The following is a 24,649-nucleotide window of genomic DNA, read 5'->3' on the forward strand; positions in this document are numbered from 1 at the left end:
TCAGAAAAGGCGTCAATCATCTGCCTGATCATCGCCATCGCGGCGACTCATGCCGTACTTGCGCATCTTCTCGACCAGCGTGGTGCGCCGGATTCGCAGTCGCTCCGCGGCCCTGGCCACGATCCCATTGGCGTCGTCCAGCGCCTGCTGGATTAGCCCCTGTTCCAGACCGCCAAGGTAGTCCTTGAGGTCCAGGCCTTCAGGCGGCAGCACCGCGCCGGTGGCGAAGTTCGGCGTGTTGCCGTTGATGGCAACCCGCTCTTCGAGGTCGCTGCGCAGGCTGTCGACCATCTGCTCGTCTTCGTCATCGACGTAGCGAAACTTCTTCGGCAGCTCGGCGACGCCGATCACCCCGTAGGGATGCATGATCGCCATGCGCTCGACCAGATTGGCCAGCTCACGAACGTTGCCCGGCCAGCCATGCCGGCAGAGCGACATGATCGCCGCCGAGTTGAAACGGATCGAACCGCGCTTCTCGTGCTCCATGCGCGAGATCAGTTCGTTCATCAGCAGCGGAATATCCTCGACCCTTTCGCGCAGCGGCGCCATTTCGATCGGGAACACGTTGAGACGGTAGTACAGGTCTTCGCGGAAGCTGCCGATCTCGATCATGTTCTCGAGATTCTTGTGCGTGGCCGCGATGATGCGTACATCGATGCTTTGGGTCTTGTTGCTGCCGACCCGCTCGAACGTACGCTCCTGAAGCACGCGCAACAGCTTGACCTGCATGGGCAACGGCATGTCGCCGATTTCATCCAAAAACAACGTACCGCCGTTGGCCAGCTCGAATCGTCCGGCACGGCTGGTGATGGCGCCGGTAAAGGCGCCCTTCTCGTGGCCGAACAATTCGCTTTCCAGCAGCTCGGCCGGAATCGCGCCACAGTTGACCGGCACGAACGGCGCGTCGCGGCGCTTGGAATGGTAATGAAGGTTGCGGGCGACCACTTCCTTGCCGGTCCCGGATTCACCCAGGATCAACACGCTGGCGTCGGTGTCGGCCACCTGCTGCATCATCTGCCGCACATGCTGGATGGCGCGGCTGGTGCCGACCAGGCTGCGAAACAGGTTCGGTTCACGATGACGACCGCGCTCACGCGCCTGATCGTACATCTCGCGATAGACCTGGGCACGGTGCAGTGAGTCGAGCAGCTTGCTGTAGCTGGGCGGCATTTCCAGCGAGGACAGCACCCGGCGACGCAGGTCTTCGGGCATGTCCAGGGAAGAATTTTCACCCATCAGCAATACGGGAAGGAACTCATCCCATGCCGCCACTGTCTTAAGGAGCCCTTGCAGACTGCCCGGCGCATTGACAGCGCCCACCAGCACGCAGAGCACGTCGCGAGTGGATGCCAGAGAACCTACAACCTGCTGCCAGTCCTGGCTTGAGCAGGACAGATTCTCTTCGCCTAGAAAATTAAGGATGACCGCCAGATCCCGGCGGCGCTGGCTATCGTCATCGATTAGCAGAATCTTGATTTCACGCCACATGCAATAGCAACTTCCCTAGTCAACTCAATGCCCGCTAGTAGGGGCAGCTTGACGTTTCAGCCACTGTAAGGCTGGAAATGCCAGAAAATAGTAAACAACACTAGTTAAGTCAAAAAAACGCACACAGTCAAATTAATGACGAACATTTTGTCGGACAATCAAAAGATAATTAAAACGACAAATAAAAGCTAGCCAAAAAGATGATAAACCTTAGATGCGTTTTTTGCGTTCTGCAACTGAGTCATTTCGTCGACAATGGCTTGACGCTCGCCACTCGCAACGTCAATGAGTTGTCTGTAGACCCCGAGCAGCTCTTCCAGATTGCTGCGCAGGCCCGGCTCGTCCGCCGGCGCTTCGCTGACGACCGCCTCGACGCATTCCCGGCACGCCAGATCAAGTTTGCCGATGGCCTCCCAGTCGCGCTCGGCCAATGCTCCGACCAGGGCTTCACGGGTTTCTTCGATACGCTTGAGCGCAGCACTCATGGTGTGACCTCCTCAATACAGCAAACTATTGCAGCGCGCCAATCGCATCCCAGCCTTCCTTGACCGTAGTCAAGAGACCGGCAACTTCGTCGAGCATCTTAGGATCATTTTTGATATTGGCCTCGGCGAGGCGCTTCATCATGTAGTGATAAAGATTGTCCTGGTTGCGCAGTGCAGGCGTTGCGTCTTCGAGGTCCAGACCTTCACGCAGGCCGCCGACGATGGCAATGGCCTTGCCGATGCATACGCCTTTGTTGGCGATGTCACCACGCGCCAAGGCACCCTTGGCCTGGGCAATGCGGTCCAGGCCGCCTTCCATCAACATCTGAACCAGACGGTGGGGGCTGGCTTCGGACGTCTGGGCCTGGGAGCCAATCTTCTGATACTGACGCAACGCTAACATCGGATTCATAGGGGACCTCGTAGCCACTCCAGATTCGTATACCCACGCTATCGACGTGGAGTCAAAAAACTTTAGACCCAAAGCAAAAACCCGACACGGAGTCGGGTTCTTGGCACCTGCTTCAATTACGAAGCATTTTTCTGAGCGTTCATGGCTTCGAAGATCGAGGTCACGCTCGATGCGGTGGCCTTGAGCTGCGCCACCACCAGGTCCATGGCGTTGTATTTCTTGGTCAGCGTGGTCGTCAGGGTTTCAATCCGCCGATCCAGCGCTTCCTGGTCCGCGGCAAGACGCGTAGTGGTTTTGTTCAGGCTGGTGGTCCGTTGCGCCAGGACGCCATCGCTTTTGGTGTAGGGTTCGATGGCCTTGCCGACGCGGGCCAACAGACCATTGTCACCGGTGAACAACGTCTGAATCTGGCTGCCCAGTTTCTTGTCGTTGAGCGCGGTGGTGAACGTGGTGCTGTTGAGCGTCAGCTTGCCGTCGGTCTGGCTGGTCATGATGCCCAGCTGCGACAGGCTGCCCAAGCCACTGGTCGATGTCGCGGTCGCGATCTCGTTACGGATCGACGCCAGGAGCGCGCGCGGCATCGAGTCGCCCGTCATGGCGGCGTTCTTGTACGTGCCGTCCGTCTGCTGGGTAGCGGAAGTCAGGGATTTGGTCAGTGTCACCAGCGTGTTGAACGCATCGACGAAGGACTGCAGGGACTTCTGCAAGCCCTCGGTGTTGGTGGCTACGGTAACAGTGGACGTGGTGTTCACTGCGGCCGGGAGCAGCTCCATGGTCAGACCGGAAATCGCGCTATCGATCTTGTTCGACTTGCTGGTGACGGTCAGGCCATCGATTTCGATGGTCGCATCGGTCGCCAGGTCCTTGATCGCCCCCGCCGAGGTCGCATCGCCCGCGGTCATCCGGGTGGTCCCATCGATATCCAGCAAGGTGCCGATCGAGCCACTGCCCTTGACCGAGATATCGCTACCTGCGCCGGTGGTCGTGGAACTGAACACCAGGCGCGAGCCGCTCTGGTCAGTGATGATGTTGGCGGTAATGCCTTTGCCTTGCAGATCGGAGTTGACCTTGTCCCGCACCTGCTGGAGGGTGGAACCGTCGGCTATGGTGACCTTGTGGTTAATGCCATTTTGACTGATGGTCAGCTCACCACTCGGAATAGCACTTGCCGTTGCTGTGTCGATCGCGGCTGTGGCCACCTTCGAGGCGGTTGCCAGGTTGACGACCTTGATGGAATAGGTACCGTTGACCGCGGAGTTGGTAGCCGTAGCCTTGACCGCCGACTCATTGGACGACGTTGCAGCGAAGCCGAGAAACGCGGGCGTGGTGGTGCTGTTGAGGGTATCCAGCGTGGTCTTGAACGTGGCCAGCGCGCTTTTGAGCTGGCTGACAGCCGACAACGAAGCCGTGTTGGCCGTGGTCGACTTGGTAATCTGGTTTTGCTTGGGTGTTTTTTCTGCAGAAACGAGCGCTTCGACGATCGTGCCGATTTCCAGGCCCGACCCCAAACCGGTCGAGGTCGTAATTGGACTTGCCATGATGCATCTCCTTTCAGGACTGCCGTCGGTCTTTTGACCCTTTCAAGGAATCATCGAACCTGCAACAAGATACGTGCCAGTTCAGGCCCGCGCGTGGAACAACAAGCTGTTCGCATCGCTCAGGCTTTCCGCCAGTTTCAGGATTTCCGCATTGGGAATCTGCCTGACGATTTCACCGGAGTCACTTGCAATGACCTTGACGATCACCTTACCCGACGCTTCATCGATCGAAAACTCAAGATTGCGTTTGACCGAATGGAAGAATTTCTGAATATCTTCGGCGGCGGCTTTCACCTTTGCCTCTTCCTGAGCATCTTCTTTCTTCAAGCCTGAGCCATTACTTTCAGTCGGCGCAGCGACGGGGCGCTCGGCGACGGGCTTATCAACAGGCTGTTCCGAAGTCGCTGGAGTAGCCGATTGAGCGGCCGATTGAGCGGCCGGATAAGATACGTTCAGCTTTACACTCATATCCATGACCATGACCTCTGAAAGTAAAAAAGCGAGAGAGCACGATTCCGCACTCCCCCGCCAAACTCATTCCGATATTACTGAAGCAGTTTCAGTACAGCGGATGGCAGCTGGTTAGCCTGAGCCAGAACAGAGGTGGAAGCCTGTTGCAGGGTCTGCTGCTTGGTCAGCTGTGCAGTTTCAGCAGCGAAGTCGGTATCTTGTACGCGACCCAGTGCAGCACTGGCGTTTTCGTTGATGTTCTGCAGGTTGGAGATGGTGCTGGACAGACGGTTTTGTGCAGCACCGAGGTCAGCACGAGTGGCGTTGATGGTCGACAGAGCCGAGTCAATCGCGTCCATTGCAGCAGAGAAGTTAGTCTCGGCAGCAGCGCTGTCGGAACCACCGATGGTGATCGCCGAACCAACGCCCAGAGTGTCAGCGTCGAAGTTGCCGCTCAGACTCAGAGTGATCTGGTTCTCGGAACCGGTGTTGGAACCTACCTGGAAAGTCATGGTGCTGGCGGAACCGTCGATCAGGTTCTTGCCGTTCAGGTTGGTGCTGTTGGCGATACGAGTCAGCTCTTCACTCATCTGAGTGAATTCTTTGTTCAGAGCGGTACGGTCGCTTTCGCTGTTGCTGTCGTTACGGGACTGAACAGCCAGTTCACGCATACGCTGCAGGATGTTGGTGGACTCTTGCAGAGCGCCTTCAGCGGTCTGAGCGATCGAGATACCGTCGTTGGCGTTCTTGATTGCCATGGTCTGACCACGGATCTGCGAAGTGATGCGGGTAGCGATCTGCAGGCCGGCGGCGTCGTCTTTGGCGCTGTTGATTTTCAGGCCGGAGGACAGACGGGTCATCGAAGTCGACAGAGCGTCAGATGCTTTGCCAAGGTTCTTCTGAACGTTCAAGGATGCAACGTTGGTGTTTACTGTTAAAGCCATGATGAATTCCTCGTTGGTTTGGGTACTACGTGGCTTCCGGCCCCTGCAAGCGCCGGGTGTGCCTAGAGAACCTTCGTAATAGTTATCGTCGTGGTGGCGGGTTGCTTGAGTATTTTTTTGAAAAATTTTGCTGGCAGCCTGCCACCCCTTGTAAAACAAGGGTTTGGGACGAAAACAACGAGAAAATGGCGTCAGCAAGATGCGCGCCGAAGGGCTCGCACGCAGGAGATGTGCGGTGTACCGCTTCCGCAGGAGCGAGCTTGCTCGCGAAAGGGCCGGTACATCTACAACTTATCTATCACCGGACAGCACGCCTTCGCGGACAAGTCCGCTCCCACGTCCATTCGCTCACCCCACACCGCAGGAGCGAGCTTGCTCGCGAAAGAGCCGGTACATCCACAACCTATCTATCGCCGGACAGCACGCCTTCGCGAACAGTCCGCTGCCACGGCCATTCACTCACCCCACACCGCAGGAGCGAGCTTGCTCGCGAAGAGGCCGGTACATCACAACCTATCTATCGCCGGACAGCACGCCTTCGCGGACCCGCTCGCTACTGCGGGTCGAGGTCGTTCAGGCGCGATAGATTATCGCCGAGCCCCACGACAAGCCTACGCCGAAGCCGCTCAGTGCGACGCGGTTCCAGCTGGAATCGAGCACGTGCTTCTCGATCAGCAACGGAATACTGGACGACACCGTGTTGCCGGTCTCGACCATATCCTTGACGAACTTCTCAGGCTTGTCCTCGAAGCGCCGCGCGACGGCATCGACGATGGCCGCGCTGCCCTGGTGAATGCAGAACGCGTCGATGTCGTCAGGCGTCAGGCCGGAGTCGTCGAGCAGCTCGTGCAAGTGCGCCGGCACCTTGAGCAACGCAAAGTTGAAGACCTGGCGGCCGTTCATGAAGAACACACCGTTGCTGACCTTCAAATGCGGTGCGCCGGAGCCGTCGGTGCCGAACTTGGCCTTGCCCAGTTGCCACGGAGCATCGTGCCCCATCCAGGTGGCGGTGGCCGCGTCGCCGAACAGCATGGTGGTGTTGCGGTCTTCGGGGTCGACGATCTTGGAGTACGGATCGGCGGTGATCAGCAAGCCATTCTTCAGGCCCGTGGCTTCCATGAAGCCCTTGATCGCGTAGATGCCGTAGACATAACCCGAACAGCCCAGCGAAATGTCGAACGCGGCGACATTGGTCGACAGGCCGAGCTTGTCCTGGACGATGGCTGCGGTGTGCGGCAAGCCTTCTTCATCACCGTTCTGGGTGACGACGATCAGGACATCGATGTCTTCGCGCTTGAGTTGCGGGTTGTTGGCAAACAGCACATTGGCGGCTTCAACACACAGATCGGAGGTTTCCTGGGCGTCTTGCTTGCGCGGCAGGAACGTGGAGCCAATTTTCCCAAAGATGAATTCTTCATCCTTGCCGAATTTGGCGCCCTGAGCGTAGTTATCCACGCCGTCGGTGGGCACGTAACTCGCTATGCTTTTTATGCCAATCATCATGGCTTCCCGATTAGTAAACAGGTCAATGTTCGTCCCAGAAATATCAGGGCGCTACCGAATGAAGTTGAGTTGCGGACATTTTCAAGGGCTGGAGCCTGTTCAGGCAAGCCGGACGAACGTCGATTCCCGCAAAACGATACTGTGAAGATGCACTTTATGACCTGCAGGTCACTCCTGCCGGTGCGCTTTGTGTGTTTCACAGGAAAGGCAAAGCCCGAGGCGCAGGCAGCGGCACGGTGGCATGCCGCCAGGCGAGGATCCGGCGATCCGCCCTGTAACGGGAGCGGAGCGCCGGTTCAAGGGAAGGTCAGAAGGCGTTCAGGGTAAAGCCCCGGCCGTGCAGATCAAGGTTTTCGTTGTACGCCTGATCCTGCTCGAACGGTGCGGACCATTTGTCGGCCAGTGCCTGACGTACGCTGTCCGACGCCTGCACCCGGCCGGAATGCACCACCTGGACATGGGGCGTCCACACCGTCAGGTAACCGGCCTGGGCCACCTTCAGACACAGGTCGACATCCGCCAGGCTCTCGGCGAACACACCATCATCCATGCCGCCCACCGCCTCGAACAGCTCCTTACCGATCATCAGGCAGGCGCCCGACACTGCCGAATAGTTCTGCTCGACCACCAGCCGCTGCATGTAGCCGCGAGCGCGCTTGGACTCACCGACGAAAGCCGAGCCCACGCTGCCGTCGAAGCCCAGGATCAGGCCGGCCTGAGTCACCGAACCCTCGGTATCCACCAGCTTGACGCCGACCACGCCGACCTCCGGACGCTGGGCCTGATTGAGCAGCGACTCGATCCAGCCCACGTTGACGATCTGGCTTTCGGCATCCAGCACGATCAGGTATTCACCCTTGGCCTGCTGGCTCAACTGGTTATACATCGCCGCCGCGCCGATCGCCTGGTCGGCACGGAATACGCGCACCCGGCTGGAAAGCTTCTCCTGCTCGTCGAGCCATGTCGACAGCTCGGCACTGCGGCTGGCGTTGTCGCCGATCAGCACTTCGAAACGCGGGTACCGGGTGCGCTGCAACAGACTGTGCAGGCAACGTTGCAAATCCGCCAGATTGTCCTGGCTGTTGATCAGGACCGATACAACCGGCCGATGCTCATGGCGGTAGTCGATCTTGTACAGGCCAGGCGCCGGCGAACCGACCTCGGCCTGATAACCGCGATTGGCCAGATGCCGGGTCAGCGCTTTCTGCTCGTCTTCGTTGACCGCCAGCAGGGGCGCGTCACAGATCAGTACCGGCTCGCTCAGGTGCGCCAGACCGCCCACGCCGCCCTGCTCGATCAGGCGCAGCAGCAGGTCGAATTCCAGCGCCTGCGGCAGTTCGCGACTGTAGCCGCCGACTTCCACCAGCAACTCACGGCGAACCAGCCAATGGCGCGCCATCAGCGTCGGCACACATTGCAGCAGGTCGAGGTTGAAGCCTGGGCGCAGCAAGTGTTCGAGTCGGCCATCGGCCCGGCGCTGAATTTCATCCACCGCCACCGCTCGGCACTCGGAGGCATCGGCCAGTTCGGCGCTGGCCAGCAACAGCCCGCTGGCGGTGAACTGCTCACCGGCCTGGGCCAGCATCAGCCAGTCGCTGGGCGACTGCTTGAGCACCTGGTTGATCTTGTCGACATAGTTGCTTTCGGTGACTTTCACGAAATGCACCGTGTTCTGCACCGTGGTGGTCGCCGGCAGCTCGCCGGTGGTGAACACGATCACCTTGAACGCGCGGTAGTCACTGCTGATCAGGCTGTCGAAGGTGGCCTGCAGCTTGAACACATCGGCCTGCAGGTCCAGCAGCAGAATACCGATCTGCGCGCCGCTGCCCTGGCTGCCGGAACGAGCGTTGAGCTTCTTCAACTCGTCAGGCGTGGGCCGGCGTGACGCCAACCAGTCCAGCAAGCGTCCCGAAGGCATGTCCGCCAGCAACGAACCGTTGTCGCGCTGCGACACCGCACCCAGGCACTGGCTCCAGGCCAGGATACGCTCGGCTTCTTCCTCGTCGCCCGGCGTCTGGCTCAATACCTCGCCCAGGCGCTCGACGATACCCGCGTTGAACGCATAGGCGCCGTAGGCCTGCCACAGACTGCTGCGCCGAGTGCGGGCGTCGACCTGGCTGTGCGGCCCGGTCAGTTCAACCTGCTTGAGCAGCACGGCCTCCAGCTCGTCGAGTTGCCGGGCACCGGCGGGCAACACGTGGATCAAAAATTCGATACGCGCCAGGCCGTCGAAGAATGCCCGGTTGTAAAACGGCATCTCGACGAACTGACGGGGCGCGAAGCTCACTTCGGGCCGCTCGAACGCGACACTCCACTGCGAACTGAACAGCTCGCCGCCGCCCTGATACGGCTGTTGTCTGAGGCTGTCGGCCATGGCCTGGAACGCGTCGAGGATCGGCTGCGCCTGACCACCGAGCGCCGAGGCCAGGGTGGCGGCGATACGTTCACGCTCGCCACGGGCCTTGGGATCGATGTGACATACCGCCGCTTCCATGTTCTGGTTATGGCGCGACTGCCGACCCTCGTGGTCGAGGTGCAGCCCGTAGCCGGTCGGCAGAATGCGCACCCGCGACGCATTGAGCAGGTAGCAGGCCAATGCGATTTCCTGCCAGACCTCGTCGGTATCCGGCGGCAATGCGCCCAGCCAGCCTTGCAACAGCGAAGTGCGGGTCACCGCATTGAACAGCGGCACGCTCTGTTCCAGAAAGCGCGCTGTGCGTCGGGCCGGGTCTTCGCTGTCGAAGTCCTCGTGCACCTGGTGGTCCAGGCGCAGGTAGTCGACGCGATCCATATGCGCCCGATAGCTCAGGCTGTAGCCCTGGCACGCGCCATGGCCGGGGTTGCTTTCAAGAAACGCCAGGGCCTGGTGCACGGCTTCGGGCAGCAGGAAACTGCTGACATCGGCAAACACCACGAAGGGCGTGCTCACCTGCCCCACGGCTTCACCCATGCGCCGGGCAAGCGTGGCCCCGGACAGCCCAGGCGTATGCCGGTAGCTGACGCCGGGCCGGGCCGCGGCCTGGGTATCGACCTGTTCGCTGGCATCCTGAACGATGATCGCGGCCGCAGAGTCGCCATAGAACGTCAGGGCACGGTGCAGGAAATCCGTCTGTTCGTCGGCCAGCAGCACCAGGGTCAGGCGCTGGTTCAGGGGAGCTTTACTGTCGCTATCGCTCTGCATGATTCTTCCTAATATCCAGATACAGCCCGCGCCTCAGGTGCCGGGCTCGTTCGAGTGCCATCGCGCTCGCGGATCAGTCCGGCAACCAGCCATTGGCCCAGTACTGCAGGTTTTCGCCACGCAGCATGAAATCGCGCAGCACGGTGTCACGCAAATCATCGCCCATCCGGTAGCTGGCGGCCGGGTCCGACAAGTGCATGCGGATCGCCTCCAGCCATTCCTCGGCGCTGTTGCTCTTGATTCGGGTGGCCGGCAGGTGGCCGGCGTAGGCCTTGGTGTCCGAGCAGATGACCGGATAACCACACGCCCCATATTCCAGCAGGCGCAGGTTGCTCTTGCAGTCGTTGAAGATGTGGAATTCCAGCGGCGCCAGGGCCAGGTCCAGGTTCAGACTGGCCAGCTTGGCCGGGTAGCGCTGCAGGCCGACCGCCGTATGGAACTCGTGGATATATGGGCGCAGCAGGTCCGGACACATGCCGAAGAACACCCACTCCACCTCGTCGGCCAGTTCGCGAACCACATCGGCGATCAATTCCAGATCCCCACGGTGGCTGGTTCCGCCGCCCCAACCGATGCGCGGTTTGTCGGAGGTCCGGCGGCGGCCCTTGAGGGTGCTCCACAGCTCGGGGGCCAGCATGTTGGGCACCACGCGGATATCGCTGTGCATGCTCGACAGCGCTTCGGCCAGCGGATGAGTGGACACCACCACTCGGTCGCACATACCGATTCCGGTGCGCAACGCATGTTCGATGTTGTCGGGCATGCTGCGCCGGTGCTCGTTCTTGAGCGGAACATCGACAATGTAATCGTCCAGCTCGAAAATGCGCATGGCCTTGGAGAAGGTCTTGATCTGAGCGATGTCCTTGACCTTGTGCTCGCTGTACCGGCCCTGGATCACCACCACATCCGGCGACTGACGCTCGACTTCGGCAATGGTCGGCATTTCGTAGGTCATGCGCCCCACTACCCGGCCTGCGGCCTCGAGTTCCAGCAACGGCTGGCTGACGCGATAGTGCCCCACCGCCGAAGTGTTGATGGCCATGCACAGGATCGAAGGCAGGTGGCGCGTGCAGAATGGATTCCAGCCATGCAGCTGCCCCGGGTCCATTCGAAACGCCATGGCTTCGGTCTGCCCCAGGTTCGGGTTGTAGGCTCGCTCCTGGGCGATCTCGGGCAGCCACTTGAGGGCGAACCGCTGTTGTTCGAGTTGCAGCCGTTCGCGCCAGGCGTCATCGCGCTGGGGTGCGGCCGGCTCGGCCAGGAACAGGCTGGTCTGGGGTGTCCACACCACCAGAAAGCCGGCGCGTCCGGCGCGCAGGCACAGGTCCATGCCGTTGAGGCCCAGGCTGAAATCTTGCTCGTCCAGCGGGCCGACGGCCTCGAACACGTCCTTGCGGACCATCAGGCAGCTGTCGCTCAGGACGCTCCAGTTCTGCGCCAGTTGCTGGCGATGCAGGTAGCCAGGCGCAGACGGGTCGGTGCCGACACCGGGGCGTCCTGCGACACCATCCATGCCCAGCACCATGCCGGCAGACAGCACCAGGCCCTGGGGATCGAGAATGCGCGGTCCGGTCACACCGACTTCCGGGCGCTGGGCATGATTGAGCATGCCTTGCAGCCAGTCGGGCTGGTGGATCAGCGCGAACGGGCTGAGCCACAGCAGGTAATCCCCGCGCGCGTGCTGCGCCGCCAGGTTGTAGGCGGCCGCATCGTTGTCCGCCAGATTCAGGCTGAGAATCCGCAGTTTGTCACCGCCCAGCCCCGCCATGGCCGCGAACCAGTCCCTGGCCTGCGTGGTTTCGCTGGCCCGGTCGACGATCAGCACTTCATAGAACGGGTAAGTGGTGTTGCTCAGCAGGCTGTCCAGGCAACGCTCCACGGAGGCCGTCTGGTCGTGAGTGCTGATGATGATCGAGACCAGCGGCTGTACCGGGTGCAGGTATTCGATGCGATTGAGCAGCGGCAGCTCGTCGTGATGGATCACATGCTCCACACCGATCCGCTGCAGGTGCGCCGCGACCAGCGCCTCGCTGCCTTGCATCACCTGCGGCAGGGATAGCCACTGGGCATAGGCCAGGGTCGATTCGACCTGCACTTCGGCGATGTGCTCGATGGTCTGCGGCCCGACGCTTTCGACCAGGCGCCAGATCACATCCTGAGGCGCCAGTTCCTGATGCTGCTCGTCGAAACCGCCGATCTGAAGCAGGTGACGGCGCTCGAACGCCAATGCGCGCCCGACATAGGGATAGCCGCGCATCAGGTCGAGATTGAAATCGGGTTTGAACACCGGCTCGCGGGATTCTTCATCGTCCAGCGCGCCCTCATCGCTGTAGACACACAGCAGGCCGGTGCGATGGGCAACGCGCTCGGCCAGGACCAGCAATGCCGGCGCCACCAATCGGTCGCCGGCACGCAGCAGGTAGATCCAGTCGGCCGGCTCCAGCAGCGGCAGCACTTCGTTGAGCTGCCGGGCGCGGTTGTCCTGGAGCGTGAAGCGCAATACCTGTGGATCGGCGATTTCCTGCGCCTGGGTCAGCACCACCACCGCATGGGCCGGGTAGTCTTGCGCGACAATACTGCGCAGGGTGATATCCAGCAGGCTCGGGTCGCCCGTTTCATCGATGATGATCGGCACGATGCGCGGCTGCGACGGCCAGCTGTCGATCCGGCGTTCCAGCAGCTTCTTTTGCTGCGGCTTGAAGGTGCGTATCCGCAACCACTCGGCATACACCTGCGAATAGCTGTCGACCGCTGTGCCGACTCGATTGCGCATGACCCCCTGGCGCGATGCCATGAGGTTGTACATGCCCACCTCATCCCAGTCGTGGGGCTGATCGCCGGCCTTGCGCAGCGGCAGAAAGCGAACGTAGCCTGATGCCGGCGCCTGTTCACCGCTGCGGGCCTTGATCATCTGTTCCAGCCAGTCCCATTCCTGCTGGGCCTGACCGCCGATGTCCGGCTGGCTGCTCAAGCGCGCCGGATGCAGGCGCTCGATGTTGTTGATGCCGTACAGCACGATCAGGTTGCTGCGCCGCATAAGGCAGATGAACAGCGCAAAATCCAGAACCGCGACGAAACCCTGCCCAGGCTGGGTCAGCGCCGGCAGGTACTGGTCCAGATCCGCCTTGCGCAGCAGCGCACCACTGAAGCCGCCCAGATAATTGCGCAGCGTCTTTTCAAAGACGCCGAGCATGTCTTCGCCCTTGTAGATCGCGTCGTACGGGGCCAGGCCCACGTTCTCGATGCGCTGCGGCAGTACGCAGTCGTCGGCGTCAACCAGATGACGGCGCGAGACCACCAGCCCGACGTCGGGATAGCGCTGCAGCGCTGCCGCCTGCATGGCGACACAGGGTGCGTAGAGCCGGTCATCGTCACACAGGATCTTGACGAACTCGCCCTGCGCCTCTTGCACGCACTTGAGCACGTTGCCCTGCAGGCCCAGGCGCTGAGGGTTGGCCACATAGCGCGCCTTGTCACTGCCGGCCGGCACCAGTTCGTCGAACAGGGCCTTGATTTCGCCACTCCGGCAATCGTCGCAGACGATGATTTCCAAAGGCTCGTAGCTTTGATCGAGCGCGCTCTGCAGCGCAGAGCGGAAGAAGGCAGGGTTGAATGCGGGAATGACGATGCTGACAAGGGGAGCTGAATTCACAGTACGGACTCACTGCCGGCGGGAAACCAGCCAGTCGACCGGCTCCCCTCACCGCTAAAGAAAAGACGACCTGCGCTGAGCGTCAGGCTTACAGCTGGCTGAACAGATTCAACCGGGACAGCTGGGTGAATACCATTTGGGACGCTTCCAGCATAGTCTTCTGCAAGGTCAGACGGGTAGTGGCTTCGATGGTATCGGCCTTGACATAGCCATCCTGCTCCAGAGTGTTGTTGTCCTTGAGCAGATCGTTGGTCGTGCTTTGCGCCGAAGCCGCAACCTGACGAGCACCACCGGCGGAGATTGCCGTGGAGACCTGTTCCAGGCTGCTAGTCACGTTGCCCAGCGCCGAGGTCAGCGCCGAGTTGAGTTTCTGCGTGGCGACCAGATCACCGTCGGTCTTGGTGTTCAGTACGTTGATCACGTTGGTCAGGGTATTGAGAATGTTCTCGGTCTGGTGCGTGCCGCCCTGGACCAGGAAGGTGTCACCATCGGCAGGCGGACCGCCGGCGATGGTGAATTCCACACCCGCCGCCTTGACCGTCGAACCGGTCACCACACCGGCGGCGACCGGGGCATTGCCGGCCGCATAAGGCGACGCGAACAGCTGGTAACCATCAGTGCTGGAGTACTTGAGCACTGCGCCGGTGGTCGGGAAAACGTTGTTGTAGGCGGTCAGGTCCGCAGCCGACGTCCCTACCGCAGCGCTGCTGACGGTGGTGGCGGATGGGTTGCCCGGGCTGCGCGCCACGGTGATGCTGTCCGGCGTCGAGGCCAGCTGATAGGAACGACCGGTCAACGCCGTGTTCGCAGCCGCGGCAGTCGCCTTCTCGGCATCCGACAGGTTGACGTTGAGCTTGAGTTCGACGCCACGGAAGGTGAATGTCTGGTCATCAAAACCGGTGTAGCTGACCTTGCCGGCGTTGGACGCATCCACGGTCACATCGTTAGGCGGCGTAGCGCCGTCAGTGATGCGGAACTCGGTGGCGCTGATGAAGGTAAGCGAGTACGGCTCGCCGCTCTGGTAGCTGTCGTTGTAAGTGTTGCTGGACTTCACCAGACCGCCGGACAGGCTGACCTTGCCGTCTTCGGTGGCAGGCGATGTCAGCGTCGACGAGGTGCGGGTGGTGTTCACCGCCTGCTCGAAGGCTTCGAAGCCGGTGACGTTCGCGGCCAGGGACAAGCCGTCCCCCACTGCCAGTGTCAGGGCGGTCTGGTCACCGTTGTAGCTGTAGGTACCGTCGGCATTCAGCGAATACGGCGGTGTCGACGACTTGGAGCCGGAGAACATGTACTGGCCGTTGGAATCCTGACTGTTCATCAGGCCCAGGATCTGGCTTTGCAGCGCCTTGAGTTCGTCGGCGGTGGACACCCGGTCCTTGTCGGTGTACGAACCGTTATTGACCTTGACGATCAGCTCGCGCGCGGCCTGCATCGATTCACGGATGCTGCTCAACGCCGTTTCGGCGTTGGTGATGTTGGTGTTGATGGTGCCGATGTTGGAGGCGTACTGGGTCAGCATCGAATTCTGCTGTGCCAGTTGCAATACACGGGCAGCCCCGACCGGATCATCCGCAGCGGTGTTGAGCTTCACGCCGCTGGAGATTTCCTGGCTGGTCTTGAGGATGTTCGAATAGCTGCGCTGATAGTTAGAGGTCGAGGCTTCGTAGAACTGGGTAGTGGAAATACGCATGGCTCACGACTCCTTAAAGGCTGTTGATCAGCGTGCTGAAAATGGTCTGCGCCGCCTTGATGATCTGCGACGACGCGGTGTAGTACTGCTGATACTTGATCAGGTTGGCGGCTTCTTCGTCCAGGGACACACCGGAAACCGAGTCCCGAGCCGACTTGGCCTGGGTCAGGACGGCGGTGGTGGCGGTCACGTCGCTCTTGCCCTGGGCCGCACGGGTGCCGACCGCCGAGGTCAGGTCGGCGTAGGCGCCGGACAGGCTGGTGCCCACCCCGCCGTTGGTCACACCCACGGTCTTGGCGGTCTGCAAGGCAACCGCTGCGGTGGCGTTGCGGTTATCGGAAGAGCCCGCGCCGGTCAGGCTGATCGAGAACGTGTCATTGACCAGCGGCGTACCGGAAACCTTCATTTCGAAATCGAAGGCAGTCGCACTGCTCGGCGTGGTGGAGGTATCGGTGTAGCCCACGCTGAATTTCAGGCTGTTGCTCTGGCCCTGGATGATCGTACCGGTGATGGCGTTGCCATCCTTGTCGGTAACGGCGGCGCCCTGGGCGTTGAGCAGCTGATAGCTCTGCACGCCATTGGTAGCGGCGCCCATGACCAGACGCATCGGCGTCGAATCCTTGAGCGCGTTCTGCAGGTCGAGCTTTTTGGTCGGGTTGTAGATGTCAGTCTGGGTGGTCAGGACCGGCTGGGTGAAACCACCGGTGCCCGAGTTGCTCGCGCCTGCCGCTGCGGTCAACGGCGCGGCAGCCGCGATATCCTTGGGATCGGTCAACGCCACGGACATGCCCGATGCGCCATTGCGCGTCGGAGTCACCTTGAAGCTGTCGCCGGCCGCCACCGCCGAGCCGTTGAGGCTCATGGTGAAGCCTTCGAATTCCTTGGGCGGGTTGTCGCTCAGCTTGCCCGAACCGATGCTTTCGCCATTGGGCAGGCGGCGCACGGTGTAGTTGTCTGCGTCGCTGAACGTGACTTCGTAATCGCTGGCCTCCAGCTTGCCGGTGTCCTTGATGGTCACGTTCAGGTTGCCGGAGCCGGCGCTGTTGGTCGAGTTGCCGACGCTGCGCTGGGTAATCTGCTCGGCGCCGTTGATGTTGTTGAACAGCGCGGTGCCGAAGTTGCCCTTGCTGTCGATGCCCTGGCTCAGCTGGGTGTTGATCTGGTCATTCATGACCATCGCCACGCGGCTCAGCTCATTGGTCGACGGCACCAGCACTTCGGAACGATAACGCAGCAGACCGCCGATGGCGCCGCCGGTGACCACGGTGGTCACGTCGGTCTGGGTCTGGCCGTAGGTGATCTGCACGTTGTATTGCAACGGATCGGCTTCGCTTGGCGCCGCCGACATCTTGTACGACGTACCGCCGCTGACCAGGGACTGCCCGGTGCCGGTGTAGATGTCGTAGTTGCCATTGTTCTCGACCACTTTCACACCGACCAGCTCGTTGAGCTTGCGCACCGCTTCGTTGCGCGAGTCGAGCAGGCTGTTGGGCGACGTATTGCCGGCCGAGGCCTGGGTGATCTGCTTGTTAAGGCTGGCGATGGTGGTGGTCAGCTCGTTGACCTGCCCGGTGTAGGTGGTCAGCTGAGCATTGACGTTGTCGTTCTGCGAGGCCAACTGGGCGGACACGGAATTGAAGCGCGCCGCCAGGGCCGACGCCTGGGTCAGGAACGTCGAGCGCTCGGCCGACTGGGTCGGGTTGGTCGCGATGGCCTGCAGGTCGGTGAAGAATTTGGTCAGTTGCGCGGCAACGCCCGAGGTGCTGTCGGACAGCAGCGTATCGGTCTTGCTCGCCTGGCCGGCATAAGCGGCGGCGTCGGCACTCAGCGCGGTGCTGGACTGCAATTGGGCGTCAAGGTAGCTGTTGTAGATCCGACGCACGTCGGACAGCGTGGTCCCGGTGCCGATGTAGCCGACACCCAAACCGATATTGATCTGCGCCGAAGCCGTGGTCATTACCTGCTGACGCGAGTATCCAGCGGTATCCACGTTGGCCGTGTTGTTACCGATGGTATTGATCGCGGCATTACTGGCGGTAATGCCCGAGAGCCCAATTGAAATCAGCGACATGATTAAAACCTTATAAAGTCGTGGAAGAGCCCGCAGCAGCGGCGTAAGTCTGGTAACTCTTCATCTGTTTCGCGATCTGCGAGATCTTGCTGGCATAGTCCGGGTCAGTGGCGTAGCCGGCCTTCTGCAACTCTTTTACAAACTGTTCCGGTTTATCGGCCGAATTGATCACTTCTTTATAACGATTGTTGTTCTGCAACAGGCTGACCAGGTCATGGAAACTGTCGGCATACGAGTCGTAGGAACGGAAGTCTGCCGTCTCCTTGACCATCTTGCCGTCGCGGAACTCACTGGTGATGGCGCGCGCTTCGGCACCCTTCCAGCTGCCCATCGCCTTGATGCCGAACAGGTTGTGGCTGCTGCTGCCGTCCTGGGAACGCATGATGGATTTGCCCCAGCCGGTTTCCAGCGCAGCCTGGGCCACCAGCATGACCGGATCGACGCCGATTCGCGCGGCGGCTTCCTTGGCCAGCGGCAACATGGTGGCCACGAACTGATCGGCATTGCCGAAGGCTTTCTTGGCAGGCGCGAGCGGCGGCTGGGCCATGGAGCGCACACGCTCCGGCGCAGGCGCCAGATTGGGGTCCATTGTCCAGTCGCCATTGCCATCGGTAGCGCCCGCTGTCTGCGAGGCAAGCGCAGGTGCCTTGGCGACGTGGGTGGCGGCGGACGGCACGATGCCGGCCAGCAGACGATCGGTGAGTTTGCTGGGCAACGACAGACGCCGGGCGTTGAGCGCCGCCATGTCGTTGCGCCCGTCCACCGCCGCCGTACCGGCAGCCTGATCGGCCGCAGCCGAACGAGTGGCCCACAGCGGACGTTGATAGACACTGCTCGCCAGACCGGTCTTGGGTGCAGCCGCATCGGCAGTGGCCGCCGGAGCTTCGGCCGCCGCTGCATGATTGATGCCCTTGTCCTTGGAGAGCTGACGCATCAGCACATCCTGCAAACCGATACCGTTGCCGCGCGTCGACAGGGTCACCGCCAACTGCTGGTCATACATATCCTGATACTGCCGGCTTTCGGCAGTATTCATCGGGTTGTCCTTGGCCAGCACTTCGTTGGCCGAACGCATGGCCTTGAGCATCTGGCTGACGAACAGCGACTCGAACTCCTGGGCAACCTTCTTGAGGTTCTCCTTGCTGTCCTTGTCGCCGTGCTTCAGCGCAGCCAGCCGGTTGATATCGGTGTAGGCACCCGAATCGGCCGCAGTGGAAATTCCGCCCTTAGGCATATCCATGCTCAAGTCCTCAGATAACGATCAGGTCGGCCTGCAACGCACCGGCCTGTTTCAATGCTTCAAGAATCGCCATCAGGTCACCGGGAGCCGCGCCCACCTGGTTGACCGCACGCACGATCTCGTCAAGCGTGGTGCCGGGACCGAACTTGAACATCGGGTGCAGCTCCTGCTCGGCGTTGACCCGCGAGCGCGGCACAACAGCAGTCTGGCCGCCGGACAATGCGCCCGGCTGGCTGACGATCGGGTCTTCGGTGATGGTCACGGTCAGGCTGCCGTGGGTGACCGCAGCAGGCGACACCTTGACGTTCTGGCCGATGACGATGGTGCCGGTACGCGAGTTGATGATGACCTTGGCCGCCGTCTGCCCCGGATCGATTTCCAGGTTTTCCAGGATCGACAGGTAATCGACGCGCTGACCCGGATCCAGGGGCGCGGTGACGCGCACCGAACCGCCATCCAGCGCTTGAGCGACGCCAGGGCCAAGCATGTCGTTGATCTTGTCCACCACGCGCTTGGCGGTGGTGAAATCGGAACGGTTCAGGTTCAGGGTCAGGGTGTTGCCCTGGTTGAAGCCGCTCGGCACCGCACGTTCTACCGACGCACCGCCAGGAATCCGTCCGGACGACGGAACGTTGACGGTGATCTTCGAGCCGTCACGGCCTTCAGCGTCAAAACCACCGACCACCAGGTTGCCCTGAGCGATGGCGTAAACGTTGCCGTCGACACCCTTGAGCGGGGTCATCAGCAGGCTGCCGCCGCGCAGGCTCTTGGAGTTACCGATCGAGGACACAGTGATGTCGACGGTCTGACCAGGCTTGGCGAACGCCGGCAAGTCGGCATAGACCGCCACCGCCGCCACGTTCTTGAGCTGCACGGTGCCGGAACCGGCCGGCACCTTGATACCGAACTGCGACAGCATGTTGTTGAAGGTCTGCAGGGTGAACGGCGTCTGGGTGGTCTGGTCACCCGTGCCGTTAAGCCCCACGACCAGGCCGTAGCCGATCAATTGGTTGGCCCGGACGCCGGAAATGCTGGCGATATCCTTCAGACGCTCGGCGTGGACGCCGAACGCTGCGGTCAACAACAAGGTGGCCGCTATCAGTTGCTTGAGCTTGGTCATGTCTATCCCGCGATCAGAAAGGGAACAACGGGCTGAGGAAGAACCGGTCGAACCAGCCAGGCTGGCTGGTATCGGCGAATGCTCCGGTCCCTGAATAGGTGATGCGGGCATCGGCGATACGGGTGGACGACACAGTATTGTCAGTTGCAATGTCATCTGCACGAATCAGGCCAGCAATACGCACCAGTTCGTCACCGGTGTTCAGCGTCATCCATTTCTCGCCGCGCACCGCCAGGATGCCGTTGGGCAGCACGTCGGCCACGGTCACGGTGACCGAGCCGGTCAGGCTGTTGCTTTGCGCGGCCTTGCCGTCGCCGGAGTTCTCACGCGAGCCCGAGTAACCGGCATTGAGGCTCAGGTCGTTGCCGCCGATCGGGTTGTTGGTGGTCAGGCCCGAGCCGAACAGCGAGGTCAGGCCGATGCTGTTGCTGCTGTCCTTGCTCAGCGCGGAGCTGGCGGCCTTGCTGGCGGCCATGCGCTCGGACAAGGTGATGGTGATGATGTCGCCGACCCGGAACGCCTTGCGGTCGCCGTAAAGATTCTGCTCGAAACCTGCCTGGTAGATAGCGCCATTATTCGCGGCCGCCGACATGGGCGTGCGCGGCAATACCGGAGCGTAGTAAGGATCGTTGGGGCGCGCGGCAGGCGCCACGCAACCGGCCAGCATGGCAACGCCACACAGGGAAACGATCGATACCGAAAAACGCAGGATACTTGGGCGTTTCATTACACAAAAAACCTCTCGGTGTAGCCGGCGCTTGCGGCGCCCCACAGGATTGAGCAGATGGATCAGGTCGTTACAGGTTCTGAGTCAGGTTCTGCAGCATCTGGTCAGCGGTGGAGATCACTTTGGAGTTCATCTCGTAGGCGCGCTGGGTGGTGATCATGTTGACCAGTTCTTCAACGGTGCTGACGTTGGAGTTTTCCAGGGTGTTCTGCAGAGTCGGGCCCAGGCCGTTGAGGCCCGGAGTGCCGATCTGCGGCGCGCCGCTGGAGCCGGTTTCCAGGTACAGGTTGCCGCCGATGGCTTGCAGACCGGCCGGGTTGATGAAGTCAGCAGTCTGGATGTTGCCGATGATCTGCGGCGTGGCGGCAGCGCCCGGCAGCGTGATCGACACTGTACCGTCCTGGCCCACGGTGAAAGTCTGGGCGTTCTGCGGCACGACAATGGCCGGCTCCAGCGCGTAGCCGTTGGCGGTCACGATCTGGCCGTTGGCGTCGAGGTGGAACGTACCGTCGCGGCTGTAGGCCACGGTGCCGTCAGGCTGAGTGATCTGGAAGAAACCACGACCGTTCACCGCCAGGTCCAACGGGTTGTTGGTGGTCTGCAGGCTGCCGGCGGTGAAGTTCTTCTGGGTGCCGACGATGCGCACACCGGTACCCAGTTGCAGACCCGATGGCAGCTCGCTGTCCTGAGTGGACTGCGCGCCCGGCTGACGCTTGATCTGGTAGAGCAGGTCCTGGAACTCGGCGCGATCGCTCTTGAAACCTGTGGTCGACACGTTCGCCAGGTTGTTGGAAATGGTGGTCAGGTTGGTGTCTTGAGCGGCCAGACCAGTCTTGGCAACGTACAGTGCAGGAAGCATGTGTTTTCTCCTCAAGCGCCGGTTTGTCGGCGCAAGCTATCAATGGTTAGCCAATCTGCAAGACGCGAGCCATGGCCTGGTCGTCTTCTTCGGCGGTCTTCATCATCTTGACGTGCAGTTCGAACTGACGAGCCAGGTTCAGCACCGAGGTCATTTCCTCGACGGCATTGACGTTGCTCGCCTGCAGAAAGCCGGACTCGACCTGCACATTGGCGTCGGCCGCAGCCGGCTGGCCGCTCTTGGTGTGGATCAGGCCATCGGGGCCTTTTTCCATGGTGTTCGGGTCCGGGTTGACCAGCTTGATGCGGTCGACCTGGGCCATCACCTGCGGGCTCTCGCCCGAAGAGCGGATACTGATGGTGCCGTCGGCGCCGATCTCGATCTGCTGCTGTGGCGGCACGGCGATAGGACCGCCATTGCCCATAACCGGCAAACCGCTGCCGTCGCGCAATACGCCCAACGCGTCGATATTCATGCCGGAACTGCGGGTATAAGCCTCGCCGCCATCGGCCGTCTGCACCGCGATCCAGCCATTGCCCTTGATGGCGATGTCCAGTTCACGGCCGGTCTGAACCATGGCGCCGCCGGAGAAGTCAGTACCCGGACGCTCGCCCATGGCATAGGCACGCGATGGCATGACCTCGCCAAACACCGGCATCGAGCGGGCCTGCTGCAGATCTCGCATGAAGCCGTTGGTAGAGACGTTTGCCAGGTTGTTGGCATGAACCTTCTGCGCCTGGGCGTTTTCAGATGCACCGCTCATGGCGACGTAAAGCAACTTGTCCACAGTAATCCTCCTCCGACAGACGCTTGCCGCCTGTAGCTGTTCGCAAGGGGTTAAGCAATTATTGGTCCAACTTGTCAGGCTTGATACAAACAGCGCGCGGGGCCGCGATTTCAGGGGCTTGGGGATCGGCAACCCAGGGCGACGACAGTCCGCGCGGCGGAGGACTGCCGCTCGACGCATGCGCGAGGCGACTCAACGCCAAAAAAACTGCATCCGGTGGCTGGCAAGGCTATTGCTTGGCGTATCGTGCTGCGGCATTTATCGGCCCGGCTTTGCCGCTCTGTAGAAGGAATGTTTTCATGGGTTTGCACCGCTGGCTTCTGGCACTGTTTGCCGGCCTTCTGATCACCTGCGCCGTCGCCGCGCCTGCGCGCTACTACAAATGGCAGGGCGACGACCGCATCGTTTGCGCCCAGACCAGCCCGGGGCCGGGCTGGGTGAAAATGAATGGCAGCTTTGTGAAGTCCGACTGTTCGATTTAACGCTACATATTTGCGTCGCCCCCAGGTAAGCCCTCGCCAGCAAGTGGGCTCCCACAGGCAGGTGCTCTGCGCGCTACATTCGCAGCAGGCTGCGTCCTGCAACCGTGGGAGCCAGCTTGCTGGCGAAGAGGCAGGCACAGACGACGCACTCACGTCGCCTGAATAATCGTCTGCATCAGCGTGCCTTCGGTTGATATCACCTTGGAGTTGGCCTGGTACGCGGTTTGCGCCTGGATCAGTTCGATCAGTTCCTCGGTCAGCTTGACGTTGGAGCCTTCCAGCGACTGTTCGATGATCGAGCCCAGACTGCCGGCACCCGGCGTGCCATAGACAGCCGCGCCCGACTCGATGGTTTCAGTCCAGCGGCTGTCGCTTTGCGGCTGCAGCCCTTGCTCGTTGGCGAACTGGGCAAGCATCACCTGGCCGATATTGCGGTACAGACCATTGCTGAAACTGGCCCGAATCGTACCGCTGGCATCGATGCTCATCCCGGACAGCAAGCCTGGCGAATGACCGTCCACCTGCAACGAAGAGCGCGCGGTCTCGGCGTTGTGCTGCGAAAGCCGACTCATGTCGATCCGGATACCCTCCGGATTGGCCACCGCGCCATTGGTGATCCAGCGGGCAGTGCTCTTGCCGGCATCGACCAGTCGCGACGGTACCCAGCCCTTGAGGGTCAGGGTCTGGTTGTCCAGTTCCAGTCCAGATCCACCGGCCATGGAGCTGACCGTTCCGTCGGCATTGAACAGAAAACTGGCGGTGTATGGCTCGGTGCGCTGCGCATCCATCGGATTGCGGTCGTTGATCAGTAAGTGCATCTGCCAACTGTTCACCCCATCCTTGACGAAATACTGTTTGAGCTCATGTTCGTTGCCCTGGGAATCGAAAATCTTGCTGGAAAACACGGTGCTGTAGGACTCGGCGTCCGCCGGCCGGAACAGCGGCACCGGCCTGTCCATCACCGGGTCACGCTCATCGACCCCATTGACGCCACCGTCGCTGAGCGGCAACGACACCGGCCCGCCACTGGCCGCAGGGCCGGGTTTCCACACGCCACCCTGTTGCTGTGCCGGCACCCAGCGGGTCAGGCTGAATTCGGTGTCGGACAGTTTCTTGATGTGCTGGCTGCCGCCGGTATACACCAGGGTTCCGTCGGGACGCTTGACCATGGACCATTGCAACGGTGTATGGGAAGCCGGATCGGTCGGGCTGAGGCCGTCGACCGTGACATAGACGTTCCACTGATCGTCGGCGGTCTTGACGAAATACTGCTTCAGCTCATGGTCGGCGGGCGGCACGGCCGGTCTGGCCGGAGTGACGACCGCCCCGCCGGCGCCCGTTACCGCCGGTACGGCCGCCACCCCGGCGTCCTGGATGGTACGGGTGATGACCTTGGTGTAGGTCGAGGGGTCCGCGGGATTGAACAGCGGCAGGGTCGCGAGCGACGGCGTTGCCGAGCCCAGGTTGATGACCTGGCCGATCTCACTGGTGGCCTTGGGCGCCAGGTTGGACGTGTCGATCTTCAGGTCAGTACGCACTCCGGCTACGATGTCTCCCTGGGAATTGGCACCATAGCCTTGCAGGCGACGACCGTGGCTGTCGACGATGAAGTCATTGGCATCCTTGACGAAGGCCCCGGCCCGGGTATAACCCACCGACCCTCGATCACTGACCACGAAAAACCCGTTGCCCTGGATGCGCATGTCCAGCGGGTGTCCTTGACTGGAGAAAACGTCCCCCGCATTGAAGTTCTGGCTGACGTTGGCCAGCCGAACGCCGTCGCCTACCGCGTCCCGCCCGCTGCCCAGGCGCGCCGACGAATACAGGGCGGAGAACTCTGCCCGCGAGGATTTGAACCCGACCGTACCGACGTTGGCGATGTTGTTGCCCGCCACTTCAAGTCGCTTGTGAGCGGCACGCAGCCCGCCCAATGCAATATTGAATGACATGAAAACTCCCGAGCCGGATAACCGGCCAGTTCATTGGTTCGTGAATAGTCTTGTGATTCACCAACCGCTCA

Annotated in this window: 18 protein-coding genes; 1 reads left to right on the plus strand and 17 read right to left on the minus strand. The window is 61.3% G+C overall.

Annotation, left to right across the window (positions count from 1 at the left end; all coding sequences use genetic code 11):
- Window positions 1-12: 12 nt before the first annotated feature.
- The 16 genes from fleQ to EGJ27_RS12235 all read right to left on the minus strand — a co-directional run bounded on the left by fleQ (window position 13) and on the right by EGJ27_RS12235 (window position 22,147).
- Window positions 13-1,488 carry a transcriptional regulator FleQ gene (fleQ, locus tag EGJ27_RS12155; RefSeq protein WP_125830988.1) on the minus strand — a complete coding sequence of 492 codons (1,476 nt, stop codon included), beginning with the start codon at window positions 1,486-1,488 and terminating at the stop codon, window positions 13-15.
- Between the two features lie 188 nt (window positions 1,489-1,676).
- Entirely contained in the window at window positions 1,677-1,973 is a 297-nt protein-coding gene (gene fliT / locus EGJ27_RS12160) for a flagellar protein FliT (protein ID WP_125830989.1), read from the minus strand.
- Window positions 1,974-1,998: 25 nt separating this feature from the next.
- Entirely contained in the window at window positions 1,999-2,385 is a 387-nt protein-coding gene (gene fliS / locus EGJ27_RS12165; protein ID WP_125830990.1) for a flagellar export chaperone FliS, read from the minus strand.
- Between the two features lie 116 nt (window positions 2,386-2,501).
- Window positions 2,502-3,923, minus strand: coding sequence for a flagellar filament capping protein FliD (gene fliD, locus EGJ27_RS12170; RefSeq protein ID WP_125830991.1), 1,422 nt, complete (start codon window positions 3,921-3,923; stop codon window positions 2,502-2,504).
- A gap of 81 nt (window positions 3,924-4,004) precedes the next feature.
- Window positions 4,005-4,397: a flagellar protein FlaG gene (locus tag EGJ27_RS12175; RefSeq protein ID WP_177523007.1), complete on the minus strand. Its 393-nt coding sequence runs from the start codon at window positions 4,395-4,397 to the stop codon at window positions 4,005-4,007.
- A gap of 71 nt (window positions 4,398-4,468) precedes the next feature.
- On the minus strand, window positions 4,469-5,317 hold the full coding sequence (locus EGJ27_RS12180; RefSeq protein ID WP_125830993.1) for a flagellin domain-containing protein: 849 nt from the start codon (window positions 5,315-5,317) through the stop codon (window positions 4,469-4,471).
- Window positions 5,318-5,890: 573 nt separating this feature from the next.
- Window positions 5,891-6,817 carry a ketoacyl-ACP synthase III gene (locus tag EGJ27_RS12190; RefSeq protein WP_177523008.1) on the minus strand — a complete coding sequence of 309 codons (927 nt, stop codon included), beginning with the start codon at window positions 6,815-6,817 and terminating at the stop codon, window positions 5,891-5,893.
- Between the two features lie 310 nt (window positions 6,818-7,127).
- Complete coding sequence (locus EGJ27_RS12195) at window positions 7,128-10,001, minus strand: TIGR00180 family glycosyltransferase (protein ID WP_125830995.1); 2,874 nt, start codon at window positions 9,999-10,001, stop codon at window positions 7,128-7,130.
- A 73-nt stretch (window positions 10,002-10,074) separates the two neighbouring features.
- Window positions 10,075-13,653: a glycosyltransferase gene (locus tag EGJ27_RS12200; protein WP_125830996.1), complete on the minus strand. Its 3,579-nt coding sequence runs from the start codon at window positions 13,651-13,653 to the stop codon at window positions 10,075-10,077.
- Between the two features lie 88 nt (window positions 13,654-13,741).
- Window positions 13,742-15,343: a flagellar hook-associated protein 3 gene (locus EGJ27_RS12205; RefSeq protein WP_125830997.1), complete on the minus strand. Its 1,602-nt coding sequence runs from the start codon at window positions 15,341-15,343 to the stop codon at window positions 13,742-13,744.
- 13 nt (window positions 15,344-15,356) lie between these two features.
- Entirely contained in the window at window positions 15,357-17,414 is a 2,058-nt protein-coding gene (gene flgK / locus EGJ27_RS12210) for a flagellar hook-associated protein FlgK (RefSeq protein WP_125830998.1), read from the minus strand.
- 10 nt (window positions 17,415-17,424) lie between these two features.
- On the minus strand, window positions 17,425-18,654 hold the full coding sequence (flgJ, locus tag EGJ27_RS12215; protein ID WP_125830999.1) for a flagellar assembly peptidoglycan hydrolase FlgJ: 1,230 nt from the start codon (window positions 18,652-18,654) through the stop codon (window positions 17,425-17,427).
- A gap of 10 nt (window positions 18,655-18,664) precedes the next feature.
- Window positions 18,665-19,774 (minus strand): flagellar basal body P-ring protein FlgI, encoded by a 1,110-nt coding sequence (locus tag EGJ27_RS12220; protein WP_125831000.1) that lies wholly within the window; start codon window positions 19,772-19,774, stop codon window positions 18,665-18,667.
- Between the two features lie 13 nt (window positions 19,775-19,787).
- Window positions 19,788-20,501 carry a flagellar basal body L-ring protein FlgH gene (flgH, locus tag EGJ27_RS12225; RefSeq protein WP_125831001.1) on the minus strand — a complete coding sequence of 238 codons (714 nt, stop codon included), beginning with the start codon at window positions 20,499-20,501 and terminating at the stop codon, window positions 19,788-19,790.
- 70 nt (window positions 20,502-20,571) lie between these two features.
- The gene (gene flgG / locus EGJ27_RS12230) at window positions 20,572-21,360 is read right to left on the minus strand and encodes a flagellar basal-body rod protein FlgG (protein WP_125831002.1); all 789 of its coding nucleotides are present in this window, start codon (window positions 21,358-21,360) and stop codon (window positions 20,572-20,574) included.
- 46 nt (window positions 21,361-21,406) lie between these two features.
- A complete protein-coding gene (locus tag EGJ27_RS12235) occupies window positions 21,407-22,147 on the minus strand; it encodes a flagellar basal body rod protein FlgF (protein WP_125831003.1) in 741 nt (246 codons plus the stop codon).
- Between the two features lie 299 nt (window positions 22,148-22,446).
- On the opposite strand from EGJ27_RS12235, the gene EGJ27_RS12240 reads away from it, so the two are divergent.
- On the plus strand, window positions 22,447-22,629 hold the full coding sequence (locus tag EGJ27_RS12240; RefSeq protein ID WP_125831004.1) for a hypothetical protein: 183 nt from the start codon (window positions 22,447-22,449) through the stop codon (window positions 22,627-22,629).
- A 149-nt stretch (window positions 22,630-22,778) separates the two neighbouring features.
- Here the strand turns inward: EGJ27_RS12240 and EGJ27_RS12245 are convergent, their stop codons facing one another.
- The gene (locus tag EGJ27_RS12245; protein ID WP_125831005.1) at window positions 22,779-24,578 is read right to left on the minus strand and encodes a flagellar hook-basal body complex protein; all 1,800 of its coding nucleotides are present in this window, start codon (window positions 24,576-24,578) and stop codon (window positions 22,779-22,781) included.
- Window positions 24,579-24,649: the final 71 nt, after the last annotated feature.

Source organism: Pseudomonas sp. v388 (assembly GCF_003935425.1).
Lineage (GTDB): Bacteria > Pseudomonadota > Gammaproteobacteria > Pseudomonadales > Pseudomonadaceae > Aquipseudomonas.

Coding starts and splice junctions, on each gene's coding strand:
- fleQ (WP_125830988.1), bottom strand. CDS start 1,488: ATGTGGCGTGAAATCAAGATTCTGCTAATCGATGACGATAGCCAGCGC.
- fliT (WP_125830989.1), bottom strand. CDS start 1,973: ATGAGTGCTGCGCTCAAGCGTATCGAAGAAACCCGTGAAGCCCTGGTC.
- fliS (WP_125830990.1), bottom strand. CDS start 2,385: ATGAATCCGATGTTAGCGTTGCGTCAGTATCAGAAGATTGGCTCCCAG.
- fliD (WP_125830991.1), bottom strand. CDS start 3,923: ATGGCAAGTCCAATTACGACCTCGACCGGTTTGGGGTCGGGCCTGGAA.
- EGJ27_RS12175 (WP_177523007.1), bottom strand. CDS start 4,397: ATGGATATGAGTGTAAAGCTGAACGTATCTTATCCGGCCGCTCAATCG.
- EGJ27_RS12180 (WP_125830993.1), bottom strand. CDS start 5,317: ATGGCTTTAACAGTAAACACCAACGTTGCATCCTTGAACGTTCAGAAG.
- EGJ27_RS12190 (WP_177523008.1), bottom strand. CDS start 6,817: ATGATTGGCATAAAAAGCATAGCGAGTTACGTGCCCACCGACGGCGTG.
- EGJ27_RS12195 (WP_125830995.1), bottom strand. CDS start 10,001: ATGCAGAGCGATAGCGACAGTAAAGCTCCCCTGAACCAGCGCCTGACC.
- EGJ27_RS12205 (WP_125830997.1), bottom strand. CDS start 15,343: ATGCGTATTTCCACTACCCAGTTCTACGAAGCCTCGACCTCTAACTAT.
- flgK (WP_125830998.1), bottom strand. CDS start 17,414: ATGTCGCTGATTTCAATTGGGCTCTCGGGCATTACCGCCAGTAATGCC.
- flgJ (WP_125830999.1), bottom strand. CDS start 18,654: ATGGATATGCCTAAGGGCGGAATTTCCACTGCGGCCGATTCGGGTGCC.
- EGJ27_RS12220 (WP_125831000.1), bottom strand. CDS start 19,774: ATGACCAAGCTCAAGCAACTGATAGCGGCCACCTTGTTGTTGACCGCA.
- flgH (WP_125831001.1), bottom strand. CDS start 20,501: ATGAAACGCCCAAGTATCCTGCGTTTTTCGGTATCGATCGTTTCCCTG.
- flgG (WP_125831002.1), bottom strand. CDS start 21,360: ATGCTTCCTGCACTGTACGTTGCCAAGACTGGTCTGGCCGCTCAAGAC.
- EGJ27_RS12240 (WP_125831004.1), top strand. CDS start 22,447: ATGGGTTTGCACCGCTGGCTTCTGGCACTGTTTGCCGGCCTTCTGATC.
- EGJ27_RS12245 (WP_125831005.1), bottom strand. CDS start 24,578: ATGTCATTCAATATTGCATTGGGCGGGCTGCGTGCCGCTCACAAGCGA.